Genomic DNA, 26485 nt, shown 5'->3' with positions numbered 1-26485 from the left:
TGCGCCGCGGCCGCGGCTTCGTTGCCGGGCGCCGGCGAGAACGTACCGCCGACGAAAGCTTTACAGCAAGGGTCTTGAAAGGCACAGCAAGAATTTTCACACCGTCTCTTGATGTGCCCTTCTCAACCGACCCACGCTCACCGCTTGTTGTCCGAGGTCGAGCCGAGGCGGTTGTCGAGCACTCCGACCAAGCCAGAGAAGCACGCGCGCACGCTCCACGGCGTCGAGTCCCGGCGAAGGCCGGAGGCGGTTGCGTGAAGCCCAGTCCGCCTCCGGGTAGCAGCGGGAATCAGATCTTTTGTCAACGGCAGAGGGCCCGCCGAAGCGGGCCCTTGTTGAGCGGCGTCGTCAGGCCGTCGTGAACCACACCGTGGTGTCCGCCGGTACCTTCGCCTCGCCGTCCGCCTCGGTGATCTCACCGCTGGCGAGCAGCACGCGGCCGTACGCCGGAATCGTGACCGATTTGGCGCCGGTGTTCGCGACGCAGACGAACTCGCCGCGGCGGAAGGCCAGTACGCCCTCGGGGACGCGCAGCCACTCGACGGAGTCGCCCGCGCCGAGGTCGGGCTGGGAACGGCGGGTGGCCAGCGCCGTGCGGTACAGCTCCAGGGTGGAGCCGGCGACGCCCGTCTGCGCCTCGACGCTCAGCTCGGCCCAGGACGGCGGCTGCGGCAGCCAGCTGCCACCGCTTCCGAAGCCGTACGACGAGCCCTCGCGCGTCCACGGGATCGGCACCCGGCAGCCGTCGCGGAAGCCGTCCTGGCCCGCACCCCGGAAGTAGGCGGGGTCCTGGCGCACCTCGTCCGGCAGGTCCACGACGTCCGGCAGGCCGAGCTCCTCGCCCTGGTAGACGTACGCGGAGCCGGGCAGCGCCAGCATCAGCAGGGTCGCGGCCCGTGCCCGGCGCAGGCCCAGCTCGCGGTCGCCCGCGGTGCGGATCTGGGTGCCGAGCCCGGGCTCGTTGGCGAAGCGCGTGGAGTGCCGGGTCACGTCGTGGTTGGACAGCACCCAGGTGGCGGGGGCATCGACCGGGCGCATGGCGTCCAGCGTGCGGTCGATACAGGAGCGCAGCTCGGCCGCGTCCCAATGAGTGCCCAGGTACTGGAAGTTGAACGCCTGGTGCAGCTCGTCGGGGCGCACGTAGTTGGCGGTGCGCTCGACGGTCGGGGTCCACGCCTCGGCGACGAAGATGCGCTCGCCCGAGTACTCGTCGAGGATCGTGCGCCACTGCCGGTAGACGTCGTGCACGCCGTCCTGGTCGAAGAACGGCATGACATCGTTGCCCAGCAGCTTCAGCTGCTCGTGGGATCCCAGGTCCGGCAGGCCCTCCGCCTTCACCAGTCCGTGCGCCACGTCAATACGGAAGCCGTCGACGCCCATGTCGAGCCAGAACCGCAGGATGGAGCGGAACTCGTCGCCGACGGCCGGGTGTTCCCAGTTGAAGTCGGGCTGCTCGGGCGCGAAGAGATGCAGGTACCACTCACCGTCCGGCACACGCGTCCAGGCGGGGCCGCCGAAGATGGACTCCCAGTCGTTGGGCGGCAGTTCGCCGTTCTCGCCCTTGCCGGGCCGGAAGTGGTAGCGCTCGCGGAGGGGGGAACCCGGCCCCTCCGCGAGGGCACGCTTGAACCACTCGTACTGGTCGGAGGAGTGGTTGGGGACGAGGTCGACGATGATCCGCAGGCCCAGCCCGTGGGCGTCGCGGATCAGGGCGTCGGCGTCCAGCAGATTGCCGAACATGGGGTCGACGGCCCGGTAGTCCGCCACGTCGTAGCCGGCGTCGGCCTGCGGCGAGGCGTAGAAGGGGCTCAGCCACACGGCGTCCACGCCGAGGTCGCGCAGGTACGGAAGTCTGGAACGTACACCCTCCAGGTCGCCCATGCCGTCACCGTTGCTGTCGGCGAAGCTGCGCGGATAGACCTGGTAGATCACCGCGTCGCGCCACCAGTCGCGGTGTACGGCGACGGTGGCGAGGGCGGAGGTCGGGGCCTGGTCGGCGGAGTGCTGGCTCATGGCGTCCTTGATGCGTGCGTAACGGGGTTCGGGTCATGGGCGTATATGTCGGGACAACGGGACGAGGCGGCCGCGGTGACAGCGGGGTCGGATGGTCACCGCGGCCGCCACCCGCGCGACGGCGTCGCGCGGGAGTCTCTGGGCGGGCGTCAGCCCTTGGTGCCGCCCGCGGTGAGGCCGGCCACCAGGTTCTTCTGTACAAGGTAGAAGAACGCGGAGACGGGTATCGCGACCAGCACGGCGGTGGCGGCCATGAGGTTGCGCTGCGCGTCGTGCTCGCTGACGAAGCTCTGCAGGCCGACGGCGAAGGTGTACTTCGTGTCGGACAGCATGAACGTCGAGGCGAAGGCGACCTCGCCGAACGCGGTGATGAAGCTGTAGAAGCCGGCGACCGCCAGGCCCGGCTTGGCGAGCGGCAGGATCAGTCGCGCGAAGGTGCCGAAGGGGCTCAGTCCGTCGACGCGTCCCGCCTCGTCGATCTCGAAGGGGATCGTGTCGAAGTAGCCCTTGAGCAGCCAGGCGCAGTACGGCACTGCGGTCGAGCAGTAGACGAGGATCAGTCCGAAGTAGTTGTCGATGAGCTGGAGTTCCGAAAGGATCTCGTACATCGGCACCATCAGTACGGCGACCGGGAACATCTGGGTGACGAGCAGCACCCACATGAACTTCTTGTAGCCGGGGAAGCGCATGCGGGAGACCGCGTAGCCGGTGGTGGCGGCGACCAGCACACCGATGAAGGTGGTGCCGAGCGACACGACGAGCGTGCTCCACAGCCAGTCGAAGAACTGCGTGTGCTGGAGTACGAACGTGTAGTTGTCGAGCGTCATCTTGCCGAAGATGCGCCCGGGGTGCAGATAGTCGTCCTTGTCCGGGCCGAGGGACAGATAGACCAGCCAGGCGATCGGGAAGAGCGCGACGAGGCTGGCGACGATCAGGATGCCGTGCGAGGTGATCGACCCGGCGAGGCTGTTCTCTCCGCGCCGGCGCGACTTGCGGGGCGGCAGGGCGTCGTCCGTGGGGATCCGTTCCGCCGGAGCGGAGTTCTGAAGTGTGGTGCTCATGGGGACTCCTGCCTCAGTTCGCGAGCTGCTGCTCATTGCGGGCCAGCCAGCGTCGGTAGACGGAGGTGAAGACGATCAGGATGGACAGCAACAGGACGCCGTAGGCGGCCGATTGCGCGTAGTCGCGCGGCTGTTGACCGAAGCCCAGGTAGTAGGCCCAGGTGACGAGGATCTGGGCGTCGGGGGCGGTGTCACCGAAGAGCAGGAAGATGACGGCGAACTGGTTGAAGGTCCAGATGACGCCGAGGAGTACGACGGTGGAGCTGACGGGCCTCAGTCCCGGCAGCGTCACGTGCCTGAAGCGCTGCCAGGCGTTGGCGCCGTCCATCTCCGAGGCCTCGTACAGAGTCGAGTCGATGGACTGCAGACCGCCGAGCAGCGAGACCATCATGAAGGGCACACCGCACCAGGTGTTGACCATGATGGCGGATGTGCGCTGCCAGAAGGAGTCCTCCAGCCACAGCGGCGACGGCAGATGCAGCGCGTCGAGGGCGGAGTTGATGATGCCGGAGTCGGCGAGCATGAAGCGCCAGCCGAAGACGGTGACGAAGGTGGGTACGGCCCATGGCAGGACCAGGATGAGCCGGTAGAAGGTGCGGCCGCGCAGCTTCTGGTTGAGCAGCAGGGCGAGACCGAGACCGATGGCGTAGTGGAGCAGGACGCACAGGGCCGTCCACACGATCGTCCAGATGAAGTGCGACCAGAAGCGGTCGTACGAGGTCGGGCCCCACAGGATGTCGGCGTAGTTGTCCAGGCCGATGAACTTGTAGGTGGCGTCGATGTGGTTGACGCCGATCTGGCGGGCCGAGTTGAGGCTGTTGGCGTCCGTGAACGTCAGGTAGATGCCCCGCACCAGCGGGTAGAGCACCAGCGCGCCGAGCACGAGGACCACCGGAGCGATCATCGCGTACGCGTACCAGTACTTCTGGTACCCGTGCTTGAGACGCTGGAGCGGCCCGGGGCGCGGCCCTCGGTCACCACGGCGCTTACCGGTCGCGCGGTCGATGACGACTGTCATGGTTCGACACCTTCTGGAAGATCAGGGGTTGGGCGCACGCAGGCCGATGGCCGCCGGATCTGTCCCCCCAATTCAGGCAGATCCGGCGGCCACACGGGGTCACTTGCTGAAGTCGGGGACCAGTTTGGCGATCGCGGTCTCCGCGGCGCTCAGGCCCTTGTCCAGCGATTCGTTGCCGGCGGCGACCTTGTTCAGCTCGGTGTCGAGCGGGCCCCACAGCGAGCTGTACTCGGGCAGCGCCGGGCGCGGCTGGGCGTTGGCGAGCACCGTCTGGTAGCCGGCGATGCCCGGGTCGGCCTTGACCTCTGCGGTGTAGGCGTCGTCGCGGGTCGGCAGGGTGGAGTTCTTGAGGGCGATCGTCTCCTGGGAGGCCGCCGAGGTCATGAACTTCAGGAACTTCAGCGACGCTTCCTGGTGGGCCTTGTCCGAGCCCGCGTAGACGGACAGGTTGTGGCCGCCGGTCGGGGCGCCCGCCTTGCCGGTGGAGCCGGCCGGGACGCTGACGATGCCGAGGTTGGCCTTGTCCTTGAAGGCCGAGCCCTTGTAGAAGTTCGTGATCTCCCACGGGCCCTGGATGATCGAGGCGACCTTGCCGCTGACGAACGCCTCCTGGATGTGGGCGTACGCGTCGACGGTGGTGTCGGCCTTGTGCAGGCCGCTGCCGTCGAACAGCCCTTCCCAGGTCTCGTAGCCCTTGACCGCGGCGGCCGAGTTGACGGTGATCTTCTTGGCGTCGGCGTCGACGGTGTCGGTGCCCTCGCCGTAGAGGAAGGACTGCGCGTAGTACGCCTGGGTCGAGCCCCAGTAGCCGTCGACGCCCGTCTTCTTCTTGATCGTGGCGGCGGCGGTCTTGAGCTCGGCCCAGGTGGTGGGGGCCTCGACGCCGGCCTTCTCGAAGATCTCCTTGTTGTAGACGAGCGCGAGCGTGTCGGTGACCAGCGGCACACCGTACGTCTTGCCGTCGTACTTGGCCTGCTCGATCAGGCTGGGCTGGAACTTGCTCTCGTCCGCGAGGGCCTCGGTGCCGTCCAGCGGCAGGAAGTAGCCCTTCTTGGCGAACGCCGGGGTCCAGCCGACCTCGGAGCGCAGGACGTCCGGGGCGCCGCTGGCACCGGCGGCCGTGTCGAACTTGTTCTGCGCCTGGTCGAAGGGGACGTTGACGTACTTGACCTTGACGTCGGGGTTGGCCTTCTCGAAGGACTTGATCAAGGCCTGGTACGTCGGCGCCTCATTGGTGGCGTTGGAGGTGTCCCACCAGGTGATGGTGGTGGGGCCGTCCGACTTGTCGCTGCCGCTGTCACTGCCGCCGCAGGCCGTCGCCGCGAGGGCGATGGACGCCACCAGCGCGGTGGCCGCTATGCCACGCCGCATGAGATCTCCTTGAGGGTGAAAGCCCGAGTGGTTGAGGCAGCGGTCCCGCCCGCTCCCCTTGCCGACTTGCCGACTGCGCCGTTGCGTCCGCCGGGCGACGTGAACGTAACAGCGATGTAAGCGCCACGAAAGACCTTGCAGCAAAAAAGTGCAAGGACTGCCGAGAGTTACGTGTCCGTGACCTCTGTCCAGCGGTCCCAGAACCCTTGCACAAGGCCGCTCAGCAGACATGGGACCCCCTGTGCAAGACTCTGCAAGCTCTTGCCACATCTGCCGGGTACGGGGATCATCGTCCGTCAGCGCCTTGCAGGAGCCACCCCTTCCCGCGGCGCACGCCCGGGACGCCGAGCCGACCACTACACGAGGGAGCGCGATGACGCAGCAGCCCGGAGCGGGCCGTTCAACCGCCCGCACACGGCGTCTGGTTGGTGGGCAAGGTGAGACCCGGCCGGTACAGTCCAATCCTGTGACCACACGGCTTGCCGACATCGCAGCCCAGGCGGGGGTCAGTGAGGCGACTGTCAGCCGCGTCCTGAACGGGAAGCCGGGCGTCGCCGCGACCACCCGCCAGACCGTCCTGGCCGCGCTCGACGTCCTGGGCTACGAGCGCCCCGTACGTCTGCGGCAGCGCAGCGAGGGCCTGGTGGGCCTGATCACGCCGGAGCTGGAGAACCCGATATTTCCCGCCCTTGCGCAGGTCATCGGCCAGGCGCTGACGCGGCAGGGCTACACACCGGTCCTCGCGACCCAGACCCCGGGCGGCTCCACCGAGGACGAGCTGACGGAGATGCTGGTGGACCGGGGCGTCGCCGGCATCATCTTCGTCTCGGGCCTGCACGCCGACACCTCGGCGGACATGCAGCGCTACGAGCAGTTGCGCGCCCAGGGTGTCCCGTTCGTCCTGGTCGACGGTTTCTCGCCGAAGGTACAGGCGCCGTTCATCTCGCCGGACGACCGCGCGGCGATGGCCCTGGCCGTCACGCACCTCGTCTCGCTGGGGCACACCCATATCGGACTCGCCCTGGGTCCCAAGCGGTTCGTGCCCGTGCAGCGCAAGATCGAGGGCTTCGTCCGCACGATGCAGGAACAGTTGGGCCTGGGCCCCGCCGACATCGAGGAACGGCTGGTCCAGCACTCGCTGTACACCCTGGAGGGCGGTCAGGCCGCGGCCACCGCCCTCATGGACCGTGACTGCACGGCGGTCGTCTGCGCGAGCGACATGATGGCCCTGGGCGCGATACGGGCGGCGCGGCAGCGCGGCCTGGACGTTCCGAAGGACATATCGGTCGTGGGCTTCGACGATTCGCCGCTCATCGCCTTCACCGATCCGCCCCTCACGACGATCCGCAAGCCGGTCCCCGCCATGGGGCAGGCCGCGGTACGCACGTTGCTGGAGGAGATCGGCGGAACTCCGGCGCCGCACAGCGAGTTCGTGTTCATGCCGGAGCTGGTGGTGCGCGGTTCGACCGCTTCGGCCCCTGGGGAGCGGAATCGTCCTTGAGGAGGAGCAGATGCGTTCCTCGTAGGACTCCTCCCGGCGTAGAACATGCGACCAGAACCCGACCAAGGGATGATCGGACGGGTACGGCTTTTCTGGCAGACTTTGTGCCTATGGGTGAGACAACCGTGACGACACTGGAAGGCCGAGAGCAGGCCGCTCCACACTCCGTCGCGGAGGAAACCGCGGGGAAAGGACCTTTGCACCGGTTGCGGACCCCGCGTCGCCCCCGCTTCTGGTTCGAGATCCTGCTCATCGCGGTGAGTTACTGGACGTACTCGCTGATCCGGAACGCCGTGCCGGAGCAGAAGCACGAGGCGCTGCGCAACGCCGACTGGATCTGGCGCGTGGAGCACCATCTGGGGATCGCCGTCGAGGAGTCGGTCAACCACGCCGTGAACTCGGTGACATGGCTGATCGTCGGCATGAACTACTACTACGCGACGCTGCACTTCGTGGTGACACTGGGGGTTCTGGTGTGGCTGTACCGCAGCCACCCCGGCCGCTACGCGGCGACCCGTCTCTCCCTCTTCGCCACCACCGTGGTGGCGCTCCTCGGCTACTACTTCTTCCCGCTCGCCCCGCCCCGCCTGATGAACGGCGGCGACTTCGTCGACACGGTGCTGGTCCACCAGACCTGGGGTTCCATGGCCTCCGGCGACCTGAAGCACATGTCGAACCAGTACGCCGCGATGCCGTCGATGCACATCGGCTGGTCCCTGTGGTGCGGCCTGACCATCTTCGCCCTGGCCTCGGCGCCCTGGGCCCGCATCCTCGGCCTCCTCTACCCGACGGCCACCTTGATCGTCATCGTCGCCACGGCCAACCACTTCTGGCTGGACGCGGTCGGCGGCATGCTGTGCCTGGCCTTCGGGTTCACGGTGGCACGGCTCTGGTACGGGGCGCTGCCGTACGCGCTGCCGCGCTGGGTACCGGGGACGCGGGGGGCGCCCTTGTTGCCCGCGCAGGCCTGAGCGACGGGGATGGATCCCGTGGCGGCGGCTAGGGCCTGTCGTTTGGATCAGGTCGCGGGGAATCGACGATGCCTTGTCGGCGCCGGTGAGCGGGGTCTGGTGCGTGCGGCTGCAAGGCGGAGGAGGGCGTCGATGCGGAGCATCGGCAACCGACGACAACGCCGCAGATGCGCGTGCCAGACCCCGCGTCCGCGGCGTGATCCAAACGACAGGCCCTAAGGGTCAATGCGGCCAGGGCCTTTCCGGGCGGCTTCCCGGAGCGCGTCCAGCAGCCCGTCCAGCGCACGCCCGGGCGAGACCGTAGCCCGCACCGCCGCGTAGATGGCCCGCACCGGCTCGGGCGCGCGCACCTTCCGGATGACGACGTCCGGATGCCGTCCCCCCAGTCCGAGCCAAGGGATCAGACTCACCCCGAGCCCCGCCGCCACGAACCCCTGAGCCGTGACGTAGTCCTCGCTCTGCACCACGAAGTCGGGGCTGAACCCGGCGGCCGCACAGGCGTCGAGCTGGGCGGCGAGGCAGGGCCCCGGCCATTCGCTCCCTACCCACGGCTCGGCCGCGAGGTCGGCGAGGTCGAGCATCCGCTTCCCGGCGAGCCGGTGCCCCCTGGGCAGCACGGCCCGGTACGGATCATCGAGCAGATGCACCAGCCGTACGCCCTCGGGACCCGAACCACCCGAACCGCCGGACCGCACCACGAGCGCGAGGTCGGCCCGCCCCTCCTTGACGTCGGGCAGCGGATCCTGCGGATCGATCAGCTTCAGCTCGACCCGTACGCCAGGATGTTCACCGCGAAACCGGGCGATGGCGGGAGCCACCAGCGAGGCCCCGGCCGTGGCGAAGTAGCGCACCGCGAGCCGTCCCGTCCGCCCCGCCCGCAGATCCGCGAGGGCGGTCTCCGCCTCCGCGACCTGCCGCCCGATGACATCCGCGTACTCGGTGAGCAGCAGCCCCGCGGCGGTCGGCCGCACCCCGCGCCCGACCCGCTCCAGCAGCTCGGTCCCCGCCTGCTTCTCCAGTACGGCGATCTGCTGACTGACGGCGGACGGCGTGTACCCCAGATCCGCCGCGGCGGCCGTCACCGACCCGCTGCTCACCACAGCCCTGAGCACCTGCATACGCCGCACATCAAGCATGTAGCTCACCTTAACAGTGCATGCAAAACCTTTCGCTTGTCCTCAAACCAGCTGTCCGGGACCGTAGACGCATGCCGCATCCACTCACCGGCCCCCTCCGCATGGCCGTCCTGGCACTCCTGTGGGGCTCGGGCTTCCTCTGGATCAAACTGGCCCTGAACCACGGCCTGTCCCCCGCGTACATCACGGTCACGCGCTGCGCCCTGGGCACGGCGGTCCTGCTGCTCCTGGCGCGCTCGGCGGGCCAGCGGCTTCCCCGCTCCCGCCGCCTCTGGGGCCACCTCGCCGTCGCGGCCCTCTTCTGCAACGCCATCCCCTTCGTCCTCTTCGCCGTGGGCGAGCAGACGGTCGACTCGGGCATCGCGGGCGTCCTCAACGCGACCACCCCCTTGTGGTCTCTCCTTCTCGGCGCCCTCCTGGGCACGGACCGCGCGTTCCAACCGTTCCGGCTGACCGGCCTGCTCCTGGGGTTCGCCGGCGTCGTGCTGATCTTCGCCCCGTGGCAGCGCGAGGGGTTGGTCGGCCTGGGCTCACTGGCCATCCTGGCCGCCGCGGCGAGCTACGCGATCGCCTTCGCGTACATGGCCCGCCACCTCACCCCCCACGGCGCGCCCCTCGCCCTATCGGCCGCCCAACTCCTCACCGCCACGGCCTGGAGCACGCTGGCCCTCCCCACGGCCGCCCCCAGCCACCCCGACGCCACGGCCCTGCTCGCCGTCGTCGCCCTCGGCGTCCTCGCCACGGGCGTCACCTTCTACCTCAACTACCGCATGATCGCCGACGAGGGCCCCACCAGCGCGGCCACGGTCGGCTATCTGCTCCCCGTCGTATCCGTCGCACTGGGCGCACTGGTACTGGACGAGAGGATCGGCCCCCGGGTGATCGCCGGCATGGCGGTGGTCCTGGCCGGGGTGGCGATGTCCCGCAGAAAGCGGGCAGCGGACACAACCACCCCCAACCCACCCGCACCCGCCCTCCGGCCCTAGGGCCTGTCCGGCGGATCAGGTCGCAGACGCGGGGTCTGGTGCGCCCATCTGCGGCGTTGTCGTCGGTTGCCGACTCCCCCACTCTCGGCTTCGCTCGAGCGGGGGGACCCCCATCGCGTCGTCGCCCTCCTCCGCCTTGCAGCTGGACGCACCAGACCCCGCTCACCTGGGCTATCAGGCGCCGTTGCTTCCCTGCGACCTGATCCGCCGGACAGGCCCTAGGGGCCGTGCCGGTATGTCGCAAGCCCGTCGCTTACGTTCGGATCGAGCAGCGGCTCGCTTGCCCGGCCCACGTCTGATCCGGCGGCGACGGGCTCGACGTACCGGCACGGCCCCGACCCGCCGACCGCACCGCGGACGCCCGGAGGGCTCACGCCCCGTAGAACAACTCCTCCACCAGGGCCCGAGCCCGCCTCGTGGTACGCCGATAGTCATCGAGCATGTCGCCCACGTGTCCCGGCCCGTACCCCAAGTACCGCCCCACAGCGGCCAGTTCACGCCCGGCGGACGGAAACGTGTCCCCCGCCCGCCCCCGCACCAGCATCACCGCGTTGCGCACCCGAGTCGCCAGCACCCACGCCTCGTCGAGGATCGCCGCGTCCTCGCCGGAGACGAGCCCGGCGGCACAGGCCGCGGCGAGCGCCTCCCGCGTCCGCGTCGTCCGCAGCCCCGGCTCCTCCCACCCGTGCCGCAACTGGAACAACTGCACCGTCCACTCCACGTCGGACAGCCCGCCCCGACCCAGCTTGGTGTGCAGTGTCGGATCGGCTCCGCGCGGCATGCGCTCCGACTCCATCCGCGCCTTCAAGCGGCGAATCTCCCGCACCGCGTCCTCGCCCAGCCCCTCCGCCGGATACCGCAACGGATCGATCAGCTCGATGAATCGCCGCCCCAAGTCCTCGTCCCCCGCGACGACTTCGGCCCGCAGCAAGGCCTGCGACTCCCACACCAGCGACCACCGCCGGTAGTACGCCTCATAGGAGTTGAGTGTCCGCACGAGCGGCCCGGTCTTCCCCTCGGGCCGCAGATCCGCGTCGATCAGCAACGGCGGATCCGCACTCGGCACCTGAAGCAGCCGCCGCATCTCCGAAACAACGGTGTTGGCGGCCCGAGACGCCTCCTGCTCGTCCACCCCGTCCCTGGGCTCATGCACGAAGAGCACATCCGCGTCGGACCCGTAACCGAGTTCGTGGCCCCCGAACCGCCCCATCCCGATCACCGCGAACCGGGTGGGCAGCGTGTCCCCCCAGCGGTCCCGCACCACGGCCCGCAACGTGCCCGCGAGCGTCGCCGCGTTGAGGTCGGACACCGCGCCGCCGACCTGGTCCACGAGCGCGCCCTGGTCCGCGACGGCGGGCGTCTCCTCGGTGCCGTAGGAGGCGACGATGTCCGCCGCGGCCGTACGGAACAACTCCCGCCGCCGCACGCCACGCGCGGCCGTGACCGCCTGCTCACCGTTCTCGGCCCGCCCCACCGCGGCGATGATCTCCTGCTCCAGGTGCGCCCGGCTGCGCGGCTCGAGCCCGCCGCCGTCCCCCTCACCGAGCAGCGCCACCGCCTCCGGAGCGCGCATGAGCAGATCGGGAGCGAGCCGCCCGGCGGACAGCACGCGCGCGAGGTTCTCGGCCGCCGCTCCCTCGTCCCGCAGCAGTCGCAGATACCAGGGGGTCTTGCCCAACGCGTCCGAGACCTTGCGGAAGTTGAGCAGCCCCGCGTCGGGGTCGGCCGAGTCGGCGAACCACCCGAGCAGCACCGGCAGCAGTGTCCGCTGGATCGCCGCCTTGCGCGAGACGCCGGACGCCAGCGCCTCCAGGTGCCGCAACGCCGCGGCCGGATCGTGGTAGCCGAGCGCGACAAGCCGCTCCCGGGCCGCGTCGGGGCTCAACCGGGTCTCGCCGGGCGCGAGTTGGGCCACGGCGTCGAGCAGCGGCCGGTAGAAGAGCTTCTCGTGCAGTCGCCGTACGACGGCCGCGTGCCGCTTCCACTCACGGTTCAGTTCGCCGACCGGGTCGGTGCGCAGCCCGAGCGACCGCCCGAGGCGCCGCTGATCGGCGTCGCTCTCCGGCACGAGATGGGTCCGCCGCAGCCGGTAGAGCTGAATGCGATGCTCCATGGTCCGCAGGAACCGGTACGCGTCGTCGAGTTGCACGGCGTCGGCACGCCCCACATACCCGCCGGCGGCCAGCGCGGCCAGCGCGTCCAGGGTCGTACCGCTCCTGAGTGACAGATCGGCCCGCCCGTGCACCAACTGGAGCAGCTGCACGGCGAATTCGACGTCCCGCAGTCCCCCCGGCCCGAGCTTCAGCTCACGCTCGATCTCGGCGACGGGGATGTTCTCCACCACCCTGCGCCGCATCTTCTGCACATCGGCGACGAAGTTCTCCCGCTCGGCGGCGTGCCAGACGAGCGGCGCGAGCGTGTCGACGTACTCCGCGCCGAGTGCGAGGTCCCCGGCCACCGGCCGCGCCTTGAGCAGCGCCTGGAACTCCCAGGTCTTGGCCCACCGCTGGTAGTACGCGAGGTGGCTGCTCAGCGTCCGCACGAGCGGGCCGTTGCGTCCCTCGGGCCGCAGGTTCGCGTCGACGGGCCAGATGCTGCCCTCGACGGTCGTCTCGGAGCAGATCCGCATCATGTGGGAGGCCAGCCGGGTGGCGGCCTGAAGAGCCTTACGCTCGTCAGCCCCGTCCACGGCCTCCCCCACAAAGATCACATCGACGTCGGACACGTAATTCAGCTCATGTCCCCCGCACTTGCCCATCGCGATCACCGCGAGTCGGCACAGCACGGCGTCGTCGGGCGCGGCGGTCCTGGCGATGGCCAGCGCGGCGCGCAGGGTCGCGGTGGCGAGGTCGGCGAGCTCGGCGGCGGTCTGGGCGAGGTCGATGGTGCCGCAGACATCGCGCGCGGCGATGGACAGCAGGCAGCGCCGGTAGGCGACGCGCAGCGAGACGGGGTCGGACGCCTCGGCCAGCCCCCGCTCGAACTCCTCCACCCCGGGGTGCAGGTCCCGCGGCTCGTACGTCACGAGCGCCTGCCAGTCGCGCGGGTGGCGGGCGAGGTGGTCGGCGAGCGCGGCGGAGGCGCCGAGCACCCCGAGCAGCCGGTCGCGCAGCGGCTTCGCCGCGATCAGCGTGTCGAGCAGTTCCCGTCGGTCCGTGTGGCCGTCCTGCGCCTCGACGAGCCGGACCAGTCCGAGCAGCGCCAGATCCGGGTCGGCGGTCGCGCCCAGCGCGTCGAGGAGCACCGGGTCGGACCGTACGGGTGCCAGCTCGGCGCTCTCCAGGAGCCGCTCGGCGGCCGACGAATCGGTGAATCCGTGCCGCAGCAGCCGCGTGAAGGTAGTGCTCCTGCGCCCCGGCACCGCCGTCATCCCGGCCTCCTGTCGGATCAAGGTCCTACGACCTTGAGCGTAACCGGACTGCCTGCGGGAAGCGCCGGGGCAGGGAGCGATGAGTTCCTCCGGTGTACGGGGCCACCGGATCTCGTCCGCGTTGGCGCTCCTCCGGATGAGTCCTATGGTGAGAAGTGGTGCAAAGAGCTTTCGCACGGGGTGTTCCCACGGGGTGTTCGTACGGGGGGTTCGCAAGGGGAAGGGACATGATCATGTCCGAGTCCGCGCGTCACCGTCCGCTTCGGCGGACGCAGGACGATGCCGTAGGCGTCACAGCCACCATCAACCGGGCAGCGAGCGCCGCATCCGCCGCAGGCCGGGCCGCGGCGGAGGCCGTACGGCACCCCCAGGCCATGGTGGACCGGTTCCGGCATCTGCCTCAGGCGCTGCCGCTGGTCCGGCAGGCGGTGACCCCCATCCTGACCGGACGGGTGCGCGACTGGCGTGGGGAGTACGCCTACACGCTGGGTGAGCAGGCGTTCGTCTACGGTTTTCCGTACATCTACAACGCCCGGCTGCGTCACCAGTGGGTGACTCAGGCGCGTGACCCGGCGACGGTGCCGTTCGCCGCGGTCAACCACTTCTGGCACGCGCAGCGGCTGCTGGACGCCTCGTACCGGGACGGCGGATGCCCGAACAACGACACCCTGTACTCGACCGCGTGGGTGGACCTGCGGAGCGAGCCGGTCATCCTCACGCACCCGGACATGGGTGATCGCTACTTCTGCTTCGAGCTGATGGGCATCACCTCCGACAACTTCGACTACATAGGTCAGCGCTCCACGGGATCGCAGGCCGGCCATTTCGCGATCGTCGGTCCGGACTGGAACGGGACGCTTCCCGATGGTGTGCTCCGCGTCGCGACCGCGCCGAGCCCGTGGATCCTGATCCTCGGCAGGACGCTCGTCGACGGCGAGGCCGATGTGCCGAACGTACAGGCGCTCCAAGCCCAGTACCGGCTCACTCCGCTCAGCGTCTTCGGCAAAGACGGCGGGGGACTGGCGCAGCTCCCGGCGAGCCGCGAGGTGCTGACGCCGGTGGAGCCCGCGCAGGATCCACTCGGCCCCTGGAAGACGCTCAACGCCATGCTGGCCGAGAACCCGCCACCGGAGCACCACGCGATCCTGCTCAAGCAGTTCGCCGAGGTCGGCATCGGTCCCGGTCTCGATGTCGAGGCCCAGCCGGAGCAGGTCAAGCAGAACCTCATCCGGGCCGCGGCTGTCGGTATGCCGATGCTCAAGCAGCAGATGCTCAGCGGTGAGTGGGCACATGTGGTGAACGGCTGGCGTTATCCGCCACCGCAGATGGGCCGCTTCGGCGACGACTTCCTCAAGCGCGCTGCCGACCAGTCGCTGGCGGGCATCATGGCCAACGATCCCGACGAGGCGGTCTATCTGCTCAACTACGACGACGCGGACGGGAACAAGCTGTCGTCCGGCCGGTACGAACTGCGCTTCGGCGCGGGCGCGATGCCGCCCGTCGATGCCTTCTGGTCCCTGACCGCGTACGGCGAGGACATGAACCTGATCCCCAACCCGGCCGGCCGCTACTCGGTCGGGGACCGCACGCCCGGGCTCGTCATGGACCCTGACAACGGTCTGACGGTCCATCTGCAGTCCACATCACCGGGAGAGGACCGCGAGTCCAACTGGCTGCCCACGCCCGAAAGCGGCGCCTGGTTCGTGATCCTGCGCATGTACCGGCCGCACCGCGAGGTCGTGGACGCGGTATGGGAATGCCCTCCGCTCACCCGCATCGACTGACGGGTCAAAGACGCCGTAGGGCCGACGGTCGGTCACCGTCGGCCCTACGTGTCGTTTCAGCGAGCGTGTCGTTTCAGCGAGATACCCACCTTGACCTGCGCTTACAGCACCGGCAGGTTCTTCCGCAGCTCGAAGGCCGTCACCTCGGAGCGGTACTCCTCCCACTCCTGGCGCTTGTTGCGCAGGAAGAAGTCGAAGACGTGCTCGCCGAGCGTCTCGGCGACGAGTTCGCTGCGCTCCATGAGGGTGAGGGCCTCGCCCAGGTTCTGGGGCAGGGGCTCGATGCCCATCGCGCGGCGCTCGGCGTCGGAGAGGGCCCAGACGTCGTCGTCGGCGCCCGGCGGAAGCTCGTAGCCCTCTTCGATGCCCTTCAGGCCCGCCGCCAGCAACAGCGCGTACGCCAGGTACGGGTTCGCGCCGGAGTCGAGGGAGCGGACCTCGACCCGCGCCGAGCCGGTCTTGCCGGGCTTGTACATCGGGACGCGGACGAGGGCGGAGCGGTTGTTGTGGCCCCAGCAGATGTACGAGGGGGCCTCGCCGCCGGCGCCCGCGGTGCGCTCCGAGCCGCCCCAGATGCGCTTGTAGGAGTTGACCCACTGGTTGGTGACGGCGGAGATCTCCGCCGCGTGCTTGAGCAGGCCCGCGATGAAGGAGCGGCCGACCTTGGAGAGCTGGTATTCGGAGCCGGACTCGTAGAAGGCGTTCCTGTCGCCCTCGAACAACGACAGGTGCGTGTGCATGCCCGAGCCGGGGTGCTCACTGAACGGCTTCGGCATGAACGTCGCCTGGACGCCCTGCTCCAGCGCCACCTGCTTCATGACCAGGCGGAACGTCATGATGTTGTCCGCCGTGGAGAGCGCGTCGGCGTAGCGGAGGTCGATCTCCTGCTGGCCGGGGGCGCCCTCGTGGTGGGAGAACTCGACCGAGATGCCCATCGACTCCAGCATGGTGATCGCCTGGCGGCGGAAGTCCATGCCGACGTTCTGCGGGGTGTGGTCGAAGTAGCCGGAGTTGTCGGCGGGGGTGGGGCGCGAGCCGTCCAGCGGGCGGTCCTTCAGCAGGAAGAACTCGATCTCCGGGTGGGTGTAGAAGGTGAAGCCCAGGTCGGAGGTCTTCGCCAGGGCGCGCTTGAGCACATAGCGCGGGTCCGCGAAGGACGGGGAGCCGTCCGGCATGAGGATGTCGCAGAACATGCGGGCCGTGCCGGGGGCCTCCGCGCGCCACGGCAGGACCTGGAAGGTCGACGGGTCCGGCTTGGCGATCATGTCGGACTCGTAGACCCGGGCGAAGCCCTCGATGGCGGAGCCGTCGAAGCCGATGCCCTCGTCGAAGGCCTGCTCCAGCTCGGCCGGCGCCACGGCCACGGACTTGAGGAAGCCCAGGACGTCCGTGAACCACAGGCGTACGAACCGGATGTCGCGCTCCTCCAGTGTCCGGAGCACGAACTCCTGCTGCTTGTCCATCTTCCGCTTCCACCCATCCTTGCTGGTCAGGCCGCCTGCTCCCGTCCCGTGGGAGGCGGTCGGGCACCTGAGCATCCCACCACAACAGCATTTCATGCGCATTGCCGACCAAGATCGATCGGCCGACTTCGGCCTGAACGCCTCGCGTACAGCAGGTGTCCCGCCCTGTCGCCCATCTTGCCTGCTCCAGCGCGTATGCGTAACAGGCGACCCCCACGCTCTCCCCTCACCTCTAAATTTGCATCTCAAATGCAAGTTTCACTAGTGTGCGGCGCGGACGAGAGGAGTCCCCGATGCTGTCCGAGCAGTCCGCCGCCACCGTGCGCACCACCCTCCCCGCCGTCGCCGGGGCCATCGACGAGATCAGCGAACGCTTCTACGACGGGCTCTTCGCCGCCCACCCCGAGCTGCTGCGCGACCTCTTCAACCGCGGCAACCAGGCCGACGGCACCCAGCGCCGGGCCCTGGCCGGCTCGATCGCCGCCTTCGCCACGTACCTCGTGAAGGAGCCGGACACCCGCCCCGACGTGATGCTGAACCGCATCGCCCACAAGCACGCCTCGCTGGGCATCGCGCCCGAGCAGTACGCGCTCGTGCACGAGCACCTCTTCGCCGCCATCGCCGAGGTCCTCGGCGACGCGGTCACGCCCGAGGTCGCGGCCGCCTGGGACGAGGTCTACTGGCTGATGGCGAACGCCCTCATCGCCATCGAGAAGCGGCTGTACGCGCACCACGAGGGCGTCGGCGGATGGCGCCCCTGGAAGGTCGTGCGGCGCGTCGAGGAGACCGCGGACGTCGCCGCCTTCGAGCTGCGCCCCGCGAACGACGGGCCGGTGCCGGACTTCCGGGCGGGCCAGTACGTCTCCGTGCGCGTCACCCTCCCGGACGGCGCCCGCCAGATACGCCAGTACAGTCTCGCCGCCGCGCCCGGCTCACCGGTGCGCCGGATCGGCGTCAAGCGGGTCCACGGCACCGCGACTCCCGACGGCGAGGTCTCCAACCACCTGCACGCGCACGTGCACGAGGGCAGCCTCCTGGAGGTCTCCGCCCCGTACGGCGATCTCGTGCTCGAGGCCACGGACGCGCCGCTGCTGCTCGCCTCCGCCGGTATCGGCGTGACCCCGATGATGGCCATGCTGGAGCAGCTCGCCCTCTCCGGGCACCGGGCCCCGGTCACCGTCGTGCACGCCGACCGCTCCCCCGCCGACCACGCTCTGCGCGCCGAGCACCGGACGTACGCCGCGAAGCTCCCGGAGGCGGACGTGCACTTCTGGTACGAGCGGGACGCCACGGAGGCCGACCGCACGGGCCTGGTCGATCTCTCCGAGGTGGCCGTCGCGGCGGGCACGCGCGCGTACCTGTGCGGTCCGCTGCCGTTCATGCGGGCGGTGCGGGCCGGGCTCATCCTGAAAGGCATGGCTCCCGCCGACATCCACTACGAGGTGTTCGGGCCCGACCTCTGGCTCGCGCAGGACTGACGCCGCCCCCTATTTGCCGGCCGGTCTCAGGACCGGGGCCCGCTGGAGATCCCCAGCAGCAGCGGGCCGGTCGGCGCGGCGACCACGTCCTGCACCGTCAGCGGGTCCAGCGACGCGAAGAACGCCTCCTGGGCCCGCCGAAGGGCGCCCCGCAGCCGGCACGCGGAGTTGAGCGGGCAGGGGGTGGGGCCCTCACAGCCGACGACGTCGCCGTCGCCCTCGAAGGCGCGTACGACCGCGCCCACCGACGCCGTACGACCCGGCTCGGTGAGCGCGAGGCCGCCGCCCCGGCCGCGGCGGGCCACCAGCAGACCCATGTGCTGGAGTTCGGCTACGACTTTCGCGGCGTGCGTGTACGGCACGCTCATGTCCGCCGCGACCCGCTTGGTCGTGGGGTCGGTCTCACCCGCGACGGCGAGCCGCATCAGGATGCGCAGGGCCAGGTCGGTGGACTGCAGGAGCCGCATTCCGACAGCATAGATAATGTGCATCTATAGTTCAAATTATCGGAAAGTTCCTCGGGAAGAAGGTCACGCCTTCGGCCATTCCTGTGCCCTCTCTACGAACGTCCCTGTCTCCCCACTACGATCAGCGGACCCGACCGTCCCATTCCCCCATAAGGACTCGCCATGGGTTCCGCCAAGAACACCGGTTCCGCGCAGCGCAAGGCGCGCATAGAAGAGATGCGCAAGGCCGAGCGCGCCCGCGAGCGCCGCAGCCGGATCCTCATGATCACGGCCAGCGCGGTCGTCGTGGTCGGCCTCGTCATCGGCGGCGTCGTCCTGGTCCAGTCGCAGTCGGACGCGAACGACACGGCGAGCGACTCGAAGGGGTCATCGGGGAAGTTCGTCACGGGCGCGGACGGGGTGAAGACGTGGAAGGGCACACTGAGCCAGACCCACGTCACCAAGACGGTGAAGTACCCGATGGAACCCCCGGTCGGCGGTGACCACAACCAGGCGTGGATGAACTGCAACGGCGACGTCTACGACAAGGCGATCAACAACATGAACGCCGTGCACTCGCTGGAGCACGGCGCGGTGTGGGTGACGTACAACAGCAAGGCCTCGGACGCCGACGTGAAGGCGCTCGCGGAGAAGGTCAAGAAGACCCCGTACACCCTGATGAGCCCCGTCCAGGACCAGCAGGATCCGATCATGCTCAGCGCATGGGGCAAGCAGCGCACGGTGACGGGCGCGAGCGACGCCGACGTCGACAAGTTCTTCTCGGAGTTCGTGCAGGGCAAGCAGACGCCCGAGCCGGGCGCCGCCTGCACCAACGGCCTGTCACAGTGAGCCGGATGAAGCAGATGCGACAGGCGGGCTGGATCGCGGGAGCCACGGCGGCGGTGCTCGTCGCCGCCGGGGCGATCACGTACGCGGTCGCCGAGAGCGACGCCCCGGGGACGAAGGCGCCCTCCACCGACTCCGCGGACGCGGGCTTCGCCCGGGACATGGCGGTCCACCACCAGCAGGCCGTCGAGATGTCGTACATCGTGCGCGACCGCACGGACGACGAAGAGGTGCGGCGGCTCGCGTACGACGTCGCACAGACCCAGGCCAACCAGCGCGGCATGCTGCTCGGCTGGCTCGACCTGTGGGAGCTGCCGAAGGTCTCGTCGGACGCGCCCATGACGTGGATGGGCATGGGCGACATGGCGTCCGGCAAGGACGGCGCGCTGATGCCCGGCATGGCGACCGACTCCGAGCTGAAGAAGCTCGCCACGCTGAGCGGCAAGCAGGCCGAGGTCTTCTATCTGCAGTTGATGACCGACCATCACCAGGGCGGCATCCACATGGCCAAGGGCTGTGTGGAGAAGTGCGCGGTCGGGGTGGAGAAGCGGCTCGCGCAGGGCATGGTCAACGCGCAGCAGTCGGAGATCGACCTGATGGCCGACATGCTCAAGGAGCGGGGGGCGAGGGCGCGTTCGTAGGGCCGCGCCAGGTGCTGCCGGGGTGGGTACGCCCGCCGCCGGGTACGTCGAGTCGTATCGCGCGCGTCGCGGTCACTGATCGGTCACTGACAAGCCGGGCCGGTCCGGGGTGTGGGGCGTTCGTACGTGGGGCGCCCCACACCCCATTGTGTCGCTCTGACGATTACACTGGATCCGTGCCTCAACTACGCCTCGCCCTGAATCAGATCGACTCGACCGTCGGCGATCTTGTCGCCAACGCCGAGGCGATCGTCCGTTGGACCCGGCACTCCGCCGAGCAGGGAGCGCATCTGGTGGCGTTCCCCGAGATGGTGCTGACCGGGTATCCCGTCGAGGACCTGGCCCTGCGGCCGTCCTTCGTCGAGGCCTCCCGCGCGGCGCTGCGCGCGCTGGCCGTACGGCTGGCCGACGAGGGCTTCGGGGAGCTGCCGGTGATCGTCGGCTACCTCGACCGGTCCGAGAGCGCCCAGCCGAAGTACGGGCAGCCGGCCGGAACCCCGCGGAACGCCGCCGCTGTGCTGCACGGAGGGCGGGTGGCCCTGCGCTTCGCCAAGCACCACCTTCCGAACTACGGCGTGTTCGACGAGTTCCGGTACTTCGTGCCCGGCGACACCATGCCCATCGTGCGGGTCCACGGGGTCGATGTGGCCCTGGCCATCTGTGAGGACCTTTGGCAGGACGGCGGACGCGTGCCGGCCGCCCGCTCCGCCGGGGCCGGGCTGCTGCTCTCCATCAACGCCTCCCCGTACGAGCGCGAAAAGGACGACACCCGGCTCGAGCTGGTCAGGAAGCGGGCCCAGGAGGCCGGCTGCACCACCGCCTACCTCGCCATGATCGGCGGCCAGGACGAGCTCGTCTTCGACGGGGACTCGATCGTGGTCGACCGGGACGGGGAGGTCGTGGCGCGGGCGCCGCAGTTCGCGGAGGAGTGCGTGGTACTGGACCTCGAGCTGCCGGCCGCGGCCGTGTCGCCGGTGACCGCCCGCGACGAAGTCGCTGATGGAAGCGTTGTGGACGACGGGCTGCGGATCGAGCGGCTGGTGCTGTCGGAGGAGCCGCTGCCCGCGTACGAGCCGGAGCTCGCCGGAGGGTACGCGGAGCGCCTCGACGACGACGAGGAGGTCTACTCGGCGCTGGTCGTAGGCCTGCGGGCGTACGCGGCGAAGAACGGGTTCCGGTCCGTGCTGATCGGACTCTCCGGGGGCATCGACTCGGCGCTGGTCGCCGCCCTCGCGTGCGATGCGCTGGGCGCGCAGAACGTGTACGGCGTCTCGATGCCGTCGAAGTACTCGTCCGACCACTCCAAGGGCGACGCGGCGGAGCTGGCGCGGCGCACGGGGCTCAACTTCCGGACCGTGCCGATCGAGCCGATGTTCGACGCGTATATGTCCTCGCTGGGCCTCACGGGGCTGGCCGAGGAAAACCTCCAGTCCCGTCTGCGCGGCACGACACTGATGGCCATCTCCAACCAGGAGGGGCACATCGTGCTGGCGCCGGGAAACAAGTCCGAGCTGGCGGTGGGGTACTCGACGCTGTACGGGGACTCGGTGGGCGCGTACGGCCCCATCAAGGACGTCTACAAGACGTCGATCTTCCGGCTGGCCGAGTGGCGCAACCGGGCGGCCGTGGAACGCGGCCAGACTCCCCCGATCCCCGAGAACTCCATCTCCAAGCCCCCGAGCGCGGAGCTCCGCCCCGACCAGGTCGACACGGACTCCCTGCCGGACTATCCCGTCCTGGACGCGATCCTCGAACGGTACGTGGACCGGGACGAGGGGGCCGACACGATCGTCGCGGCCGGGTTCGATCGGGAGCTGGTGGTGAAGACGCTGCGGATGGTGGATACGGCGGAGTACAAGCGGCGGCAGTATCCGCCGGGCACCAAGATCTCCGCGAAGGGGTTCGGCAAGGACCGGCGGCTGCCGATCACGAATCGGTGGCGCGAGCACGCATAGCCTCCGGCGGCCGGGGAGGGGTGCGGGGCGGTTCTTCGCCCCCGCCGCCCCTGTCCGGTCCCGCCCCCAGACCCCCGTTCGGCCTGGACGGCCCCGGCGTCGAACGCCGGACGGGCTGAGGATTTCAGCCCGTCCGGCGAGCTCGGGCGAGGTCGTTGCGGGTGACGAGGGTGTCGGGGTGGGTGCCGCCGAGCACCCGCTCACGCAGGGCGAGGGTGGACTCGTACAACGCGATGGCACGCTCCACATCCCCCGCCGCCCGGCAGGCGCCCGCCAGGTTGTTACGGCTGGTCAGGGTGGAGGGGTGGGTGTCACCGAGCACCCGCTCGCGCTGGGCGAGAGTGGACTCGTACAGCGGAATGGCGCGCTCCAGATCCCCCGCCTCCTCATAGGCAATGGCGAGATTGCTGCGGCTGATCAGGGTGGAGGGGTGGGTGTCGCCCAGCACCTGCTCGCGCAGGGCGAGAGTGGACTCGTACAGCGCGATGGCACGCTCCAGATCCCCCGCCGCCCGGTAGGCAAGGGCAAGGCTGTTACGGGTCATCAGGGTGTCGGGGTGGGTGCCGCCCAGCGCCTCCTCGCGATGGGCGACGGTGGCCTCGAACAGGGGAATGGCACGCTTCGCATCCCCCGCCGCCAGGTAAGTGCCGGCCAGGCTGTTACGGCTGATCAGAGTGTCGGGGTGGGTGTCGCCCAGCACCTGCTCGCGCTGGGCGAGGGTGGACTCGTACAGCGGGAGGGCCCTCTTCATATCCCCCGCCGCCTCGTAGGCAATGGCGAGATTGCTGCGGCTGATCAGGGTGGAGGGGTGGGTGTCACCGAGCACCCGCTCACGCTGGGCGAGAGTGGACTCGTACAACGCGATGGCACGCTCCACATGCCCCGCCGCCCGGTAGGCGCCGGCCAGACTGTTACGGATGATCAGGGTGTCAGGGTGGGTGTCGCCCAGCACCTGCTCGGACTGGGTGAGAGTGGACTCGTACAACGCGATGGCACGCTCCACATGCCCCGCCGCCCGGTAGGTGCCGGCCAGGTTGATACGGCTGGTCAACGTACGAGGGTGGGTGTCGCCGAGCACCTGCTCACGCTGGGCGAGAGTGGACTCGTGCAGCGCGATGGCGCGCTCCAGGTCCCCCGCCGCCTTGTAGGCAAGGGCGAGGTTGTTGCGGCTGGTCAGGGTGGAGGGGTGGATGTCGCCCAGCACCCGCTCGCGCTGGGCGAGAGTGGACTCGAACAGCGGAATGGCGCGCTCCAGATCCCCCGCCGTCAGGTAGGCGAGGGCGAGGTTGTTGCGGGTGTTCAGGGTGAAGCGGTGGGTGTCACCGAACTTCCGCTCGCGCTGGGCGAGGGTGGACTCGAACAGCGCGATGGCACGCTCCACATCCCCTGCCTCCTCGTAGGCGCTGGCCAGGCTGTTACGGCTGATCAGAGTGTCCGGGTGGGTGTCACCGAGCACCTGCTCGCGCTGGGCGAGAGTGGACTCGTACAACGCGATGGCACGCTCCAGATCCCCTGCCTCCTCGTAGGCGCCGGCCAGGCTGTTACGGCTGATCAGAGTGTCCGGGTGGGTGTCACCCAGTACCTGCTCGCGCTGGGCGAGAGTGGACTCGTACAACGCGATGGCACGCTCCAGATACCCCGCCGCTCGGTAGGCGCCGGCCAGACTGTTACGGATGATCAGGGTGTCAGGGTGGGTGTCACCCAGCGCCTGCTCGGACTGCGCGAGGACGGCTCTGTGCAGGGGGATGGAGTGGGCATCGCGGCCCTGCCGGAACAGGTATTGGGCGGCAGCGCGGTAAATGCCGACGGCCTGGGTCGAGGCGGGGCGGCTCGGCGATGTGGATTCGGCGAGGGCGAAGACATGGGGGAGCAGGCGTTCCCACCGCGTGTTCGCCTCCGTGGCAGCATCGTCCGCGTCGGGGCCCGCTTGCTTCAGAGCCTGTTCGGCCTCCTGCCGGCCCGGGGCGGCGGTGCTGGGATCAGCGGTGGCGCGGGTGCGCAGCACCATCTGCACCAGGCGGTGCACGGTGATGCCCTGGCGGTCGGCGGTGAAGGCGATCATGTTGTAGGCGTGCAGCACGCCCAGCGCGTCGCCCAGGGCGATCGGGTCGGTGGCCAGCGGGGCGAGGAGGGTCCGGGGGATGTCATCGGGGGCCAGCCATGCGATCGTCTGCAGCAACTTGACGGCCAGCGGGTCACGGGCTTGGACCGCGGTCAGGGTGTGGAGCCAGATGCGGGCGATCGTGCGTTCCGGGTCGGTGCCGTCCGCTGCCCTGTCGAGGACCCGTCCCAGCAACTGCTGGTACACGCCCAGATCGGTGCCTGTCTGGTACAGATAGGCCCCCACCTGCTCCAGCGCCAACGGCAGATACCCGACCTCCGCGGCCAGATCATCGGCCTGACGGCGCTGTTCCGGGGTGGGTGACTGTCCCTGTCCGAGGGCGAGTGTGCACAGCAGGTCCGCGGACGCGTCCGGGTCCATCAGACCCAAGGCCATGGTCGGGGCGATGGTGTGCCAGCCGGTTGCCTTGCGGCTGGTGGCCAGGTGATGGCCGTCCGCCAGGGCGCCGAGGTAGTGGCGCAGGTCCGTCGGGTCCTCGACGTTGTCGAAGACCAGCAGCCAGCCCGGATGCCATTGCAGCCAGACGATCGCCCAGGCCGCACGCTCCTCCACGCCCACCGCTCCCGCCCATTGCGGGCACAGCCTCACTGCCAGCGCGGCCAGACTCGTGACGATCTGTTCGGTGGACTCAGCAGCGATCCACCACACCAGCGTGTAGTCCCGCCGGTACTCATGGGCATAGTGCAGCGCGAGAGAGCTCTTCCCGATCCCGCCCAGCCCGTGGATCGCCCGCGTCCGGGACGGGGCTTGAGTCACCGCGGCCTCACCCTCCCGGGCCAGCAACCCCCGCAGCCGCTTCAGTTCCTGGTCCCGGCCCACGAACACCCCGGACGCCGATCCCGGCAGATTCGCCGCCCCCGGCGGCGCGCTCACCTCCCGCGCCCAGCGCACCGCCTCCGGCGGCAGCATCACCACCCGGGCGCCATCACCGGTGATCGCTACCCCGATGCTGCCGGCAGCGACCGATCGCGGGCCCGAGGCCTGTGGCCCACTCGGCGTGGCCGGGTGATCACTGCTCACGGCCTGAGCGTGGCGTTGTCACCGGTGATCGCAGTACCGATCGTCCGGGCGGCGATGGACCGCTCACCCGACGCGGTCACCGTCACCGGCCCACCGGCCGCGGGCAGCAACTCGGCCAGTTCCCGCAGCAGCTCGGCGTCCTCGCGTACCGCACGCTTGATCTGCTGCCGCAGTGCTGCAGCCGCGTCCTCATCGCCGGTCTCCTCGGCCGCGTCCTGGACAGCCGCCTCCAGCTCGGCGCGCCCCTGCTCGTCCCGACGACGCCACACCGCCTGGAGCATCCGGCGCCCGACGTTCGCGGTCGCCTCCACCGCGGCGTTCTCGGAACGGGTCAACACCCCTGCGCCATAGGCCCCCAGGGCTGCTGTCAGATACGGGCCCGCCTGCCCCACAAATTGAACGATCTCCGCACTCATCCTCAAACCCCCTGGCCCGCGGCCCTACTTGTACCGCAAATCCAGCGTAGGGAAACGACACTCCTTGCAGGCCAAAAATGCCAGAAGCAGCCCGCGCGCTCATCCGGATCGATGCACGGTGGGCCGCCCGTCCGGCGAGGGAGCCGGGCCGCTCAGGCAGGGATGTACCAGAGGGGGGCCGCGTACTGGGCCGGGCGGCTGCTGAGCAGGAGCGCTCTCAGGTCCCAGCGCTGCCTGCCGTTGAGGCCGAGGGCCTCGGTGAGGCTGCGGAATGTCGTGTGGGTGACTCCGCGGCCGCGGGCTTCCGCCTCGAACCGGTCGAGTTGGCGCAGCGTGCCTTCCGGGTCGAGCCGCTGTTCCGGCTGGGTGCTGAGCCGACTGGCCCTTGTGCGCTCGTTGTCGATCTCCGAGTAGCCGCAGATTTCGCGGCTGTGCGCTTCCGCCTCCGCGAGGGTCTCCGTGGCGAGGAGGGCGCGGGCGAGCTCGTTGCGGTTGAGCGCCTCGTCCAGGTCCGCCTCGTGGACGGTGGGGCCGTCGTCGGTGAGCGGTACCGGGAGGCCTGCGTCCCGGACTTCACCCGTTTCTTGCGAGGATGCCCCGGCGTTCACGCCGGGGAGGAATCACATCCGGGCGCTGCGACGCGGAGCGTCGCCGTATCCGGTTCCTGGCGCGGAGCGCCCGCACAGCTGCCCGACAGAGCCGGGGTAACGCGAACGCGTGTACCCGTGATCGCCGGTTGGAGTGACGGCCGCGCGATCGGGGCACGGGTGTACGGCGGTCGCGCATACGGTCTCATCGGAGGGCTCGGGGGTGCCGCGGTATTCCGGCCGGAACCGTGAGGGGGAGCAATGGCGAAGGCGAGGGCGGCTGCGGAGGCCGGGCAGGCC

18 protein-coding genes and 1 pseudogene are annotated in these 26485 nt (G+C 69.6%); 8 read left to right on the top strand and 11 right to left on the bottom strand.

What is annotated here, in order from left to right; all coding sequences use genetic code 11:
- Positions 1 to 348: 348 nt before the first annotated feature.
- The 4 genes from AB0D57_RS33305 to AB0D57_RS33290 form a co-directional block, all read right to left on the bottom strand.
- Complete coding sequence (locus tag AB0D57_RS33305; protein WP_362081657.1) at positions 349 to 2013, bottom strand: glycoside hydrolase family 13 protein; 1665 nt, start codon at positions 2011 to 2013, stop codon at positions 349 to 351.
- A gap of 149 nt (positions 2014 to 2162) precedes the next feature.
- The gene (locus AB0D57_RS33300) at positions 2163 to 3074 is read right to left on the bottom strand and encodes an ABC transporter permease subunit (RefSeq protein WP_362081654.1); all 912 of its coding nucleotides are present in this window, start codon (positions 3072 to 3074) and stop codon (positions 2163 to 2165) included.
- A gap of 13 nt (positions 3075 to 3087) precedes the next feature.
- Positions 3088 to 4092 (bottom strand): sugar ABC transporter permease, encoded by a 1005-nt coding sequence (locus AB0D57_RS33295; RefSeq protein ID WP_362081651.1) that lies wholly within the window; start codon positions 4090 to 4092, stop codon positions 3088 to 3090.
- A gap of 99 nt (positions 4093 to 4191) precedes the next feature.
- Positions 4192 to 5463, bottom strand: coding sequence for an extracellular solute-binding protein (locus AB0D57_RS33290; protein ID WP_362081648.1), 1272 nt, complete (start codon positions 5461 to 5463; stop codon positions 4192 to 4194).
- Positions 5464 to 5929: 466 nt separating this feature from the next.
- Here AB0D57_RS33290 and AB0D57_RS33285 point away from each other — a divergent pair, with 466 nt between their 5' ends.
- Both AB0D57_RS33285 and AB0D57_RS33280 read left to right on the top strand, forming a co-directional pair.
- Positions 5930 to 6964, top strand: a complete 1035-nt coding sequence (locus AB0D57_RS33285; protein WP_362081645.1) for a LacI family DNA-binding transcriptional regulator — start codon at positions 5930 to 5932, stop codon at positions 6962 to 6964.
- 110 nt (positions 6965 to 7074) lie between these two features.
- Positions 7075 to 7935, top strand: coding sequence for a phosphatase PAP2 family protein (locus AB0D57_RS33280; RefSeq protein WP_362081642.1), 861 nt, complete (start codon positions 7075 to 7077; stop codon positions 7933 to 7935).
- Positions 7936 to 8150: 215 nt separating this feature from the next.
- On the opposite strand, the gene AB0D57_RS33275 is transcribed toward AB0D57_RS33280, so the two are convergent.
- Positions 8151 to 9071 carry a LysR substrate-binding domain-containing protein gene (locus AB0D57_RS33275; RefSeq protein ID WP_362081639.1) on the bottom strand — a complete coding sequence of 307 codons (921 nt, stop codon included), beginning with the start codon at positions 9069 to 9071 and terminating at the stop codon, positions 8151 to 8153.
- A 71-nt stretch (positions 9072 to 9142) separates the two neighbouring features.
- On the opposite strand from AB0D57_RS33275, the gene AB0D57_RS33270 reads away from it, so the two are divergent.
- Positions 9143 to 10057, top strand: a complete 915-nt coding sequence (locus AB0D57_RS33270; protein ID WP_362081636.1) for a DMT family transporter — start codon at positions 9143 to 9145, stop codon at positions 10055 to 10057.
- Positions 10058 to 10427: 370 nt separating this feature from the next.
- Here the strand turns inward: AB0D57_RS33270 and AB0D57_RS33265 are convergent, their stop codons facing one another.
- The gene (locus tag AB0D57_RS33265; protein ID WP_362081633.1) at positions 10428 to 13427 is read right to left on the bottom strand and encodes a bifunctional [glutamine synthetase] adenylyltransferase/[glutamine synthetase]-adenylyl-L-tyrosine phosphorylase; all 3000 of its coding nucleotides are present in this window, start codon (positions 13425 to 13427) and stop codon (positions 10428 to 10430) included.
- 233 nt (positions 13428 to 13660) lie between these two features.
- Between AB0D57_RS33265 and AB0D57_RS33260 the strand changes: the two genes are divergently transcribed.
- The gene (locus AB0D57_RS33260) at positions 13661 to 15211 is read left to right on the top strand and encodes a DUF1254 domain-containing protein (protein ID WP_362081630.1); all 1551 of its coding nucleotides are present in this window, start codon (positions 13661 to 13663) and stop codon (positions 15209 to 15211) included.
- 101 nt (positions 15212 to 15312) lie between these two features.
- On the opposite strand, the gene glnA is transcribed toward AB0D57_RS33260, so the two are convergent.
- A complete protein-coding gene (gene glnA, locus AB0D57_RS33255) occupies positions 15313 to 16674 on the bottom strand; it encodes a type I glutamate--ammonia ligase (RefSeq protein WP_362081627.1) in 1362 nt (453 codons plus the stop codon).
- A gap of 293 nt (positions 16675 to 16967) precedes the next feature.
- Between glnA and AB0D57_RS33250 the strand changes: the two genes are divergently transcribed.
- Positions 16968 to 18152: a globin domain-containing protein gene (locus AB0D57_RS33250; RefSeq protein WP_362081624.1), complete on the top strand. Its 1185-nt coding sequence runs from the start codon at positions 16968 to 16970 to the stop codon at positions 18150 to 18152.
- 26 nt (positions 18153 to 18178) lie between these two features.
- Here AB0D57_RS33250 and AB0D57_RS33245 read toward each other — a convergent pair whose 3' ends face one another.
- Positions 18179 to 18619: an Rrf2 family transcriptional regulator gene (locus AB0D57_RS33245; protein ID WP_362081621.1), complete on the bottom strand. Its 441-nt coding sequence runs from the start codon at positions 18617 to 18619 to the stop codon at positions 18179 to 18181.
- A gap of 162 nt (positions 18620 to 18781) precedes the next feature.
- On the opposite strand from AB0D57_RS33245, the gene AB0D57_RS33240 reads away from it, so the two are divergent.
- The 3 genes from AB0D57_RS33240 to AB0D57_RS33230 all read left to right on the top strand — a co-directional run bounded on the left by AB0D57_RS33240 (position 18782) and on the right by AB0D57_RS33230 (position 22040).
- Positions 18782 to 19447: a DUF3105 domain-containing protein gene (locus AB0D57_RS33240; protein ID WP_362081618.1), complete on the top strand. Its 666-nt coding sequence runs from the start codon at positions 18782 to 18784 to the stop codon at positions 19445 to 19447.
- 14 nt (positions 19448 to 19461) lie between these two features.
- Entirely contained in the window at positions 19462 to 20085 is a 624-nt protein-coding gene (locus AB0D57_RS33235) for a DUF305 domain-containing protein (protein WP_362081705.1), read from the top strand.
- Between the two features lie 176 nt (positions 20086 to 20261).
- Entirely contained in the window at positions 20262 to 22040 is a 1779-nt protein-coding gene (locus AB0D57_RS33230; RefSeq protein ID WP_362081615.1) for an NAD+ synthase, read from the top strand.
- 124 nt (positions 22041 to 22164) lie between these two features.
- Here AB0D57_RS33230 and AB0D57_RS33225 read toward each other — a convergent pair whose 3' ends face one another.
- The 3 genes and pseudogenes from AB0D57_RS33225 to AB0D57_RS33215 form a co-directional block, all read right to left on the bottom strand.
- Positions 22165 to 25182, bottom strand: coding sequence for a tetratricopeptide repeat protein (locus AB0D57_RS33225; RefSeq protein ID WP_362081612.1), 3018 nt, complete (start codon positions 25180 to 25182; stop codon positions 22165 to 22167).
- The gene (locus AB0D57_RS33220) at positions 25179 to 25598 is read right to left on the bottom strand and encodes a hypothetical protein (protein ID WP_362081609.1); all 420 of its coding nucleotides are present in this window, start codon (positions 25596 to 25598) and stop codon (positions 25179 to 25181) included. The genes AB0D57_RS33225 and AB0D57_RS33220 overlap by 4 nt, the downstream gene beginning before the upstream one ends.
- Before the next feature lie 152 nt (positions 25599 to 25750).
- Positions 25751 to 26173 (bottom strand): annotated as a pseudogene (locus AB0D57_RS33215) (DUF1152 domain-containing protein); the annotation flags it as partial.
- Between the last annotated feature and the right edge of the window lie 312 nt (positions 26174 to 26485).

Origin of the sequence: Streptomyces sp. NPDC048275 (assembly GCF_040652275.1) — a bacterium.
GTDB lineage: Bacteria > Actinomycetota > Actinomycetes > Streptomycetales > Streptomycetaceae > Streptomyces.
This window is presented reverse-complemented; position numbering and strand designations above follow the sequence as displayed.

Coding starts and splice junctions, on each gene's coding strand:
- AB0D57_RS33305 (WP_362081657.1), bottom strand. CDS start 2,013: ATGAGCCAGCACTCCGCCGACCAGGCCCCGACCTCCGCCCTCGCCACC.
- AB0D57_RS33300 (WP_362081654.1), bottom strand. CDS start 3,074: ATGAGCACCACACTTCAGAACTCCGCTCCGGCGGAACGGATCCCCACG.
- AB0D57_RS33295 (WP_362081651.1), bottom strand. CDS start 4,092: ATGACAGTCGTCATCGACCGCGCGACCGGTAAGCGCCGTGGTGACCGA.
- AB0D57_RS33290 (WP_362081648.1), bottom strand. CDS start 5,463: ATGCGGCGTGGCATAGCGGCCACCGCGCTGGTGGCGTCCATCGCCCTC.
- AB0D57_RS33280 (WP_362081642.1), top strand. CDS start 7,075: ATGGGTGAGACAACCGTGACGACACTGGAAGGCCGAGAGCAGGCCGCT.
- AB0D57_RS33275 (WP_362081639.1), bottom strand. CDS start 9,071: ATGCTTGATGTGCGGCGTATGCAGGTGCTCAGGGCTGTGGTGAGCAGC.
- AB0D57_RS33270 (WP_362081636.1), top strand. CDS start 9,143: ATGCCGCATCCACTCACCGGCCCCCTCCGCATGGCCGTCCTGGCACTC.
- AB0D57_RS33265 (WP_362081633.1), bottom strand. CDS start 13,427: ATGACGGCGGTGCCGGGGCGCAGGAGCACTACCTTCACGCGGCTGCTG.
- AB0D57_RS33260 (WP_362081630.1), top strand. CDS start 13,661: ATGTCCGAGTCCGCGCGTCACCGTCCGCTTCGGCGGACGCAGGACGAT.
- glnA (WP_362081627.1), bottom strand. CDS start 16,674: ATGGACAAGCAGCAGGAGTTCGTGCTCCGGACACTGGAGGAGCGCGAC.
- AB0D57_RS33250 (WP_362081624.1), top strand. CDS start 16,968: ATGCTGTCCGAGCAGTCCGCCGCCACCGTGCGCACCACCCTCCCCGCC.
- AB0D57_RS33245 (WP_362081621.1), bottom strand. CDS start 18,619: ATGCGGCTCCTGCAGTCCACCGACCTGGCCCTGCGCATCCTGATGCGG.
- AB0D57_RS33240 (WP_362081618.1), top strand. CDS start 18,782: ATGGGTTCCGCCAAGAACACCGGTTCCGCGCAGCGCAAGGCGCGCATA.
- AB0D57_RS33235 (WP_362081705.1), top strand. CDS start 19,462: ATGCGACAGGCGGGCTGGATCGCGGGAGCCACGGCGGCGGTGCTCGTC.
- AB0D57_RS33220 (WP_362081609.1), bottom strand. CDS start 25,598: ATGAGTGCGGAGATCGTTCAATTTGTGGGGCAGGCGGGCCCGTATCTG.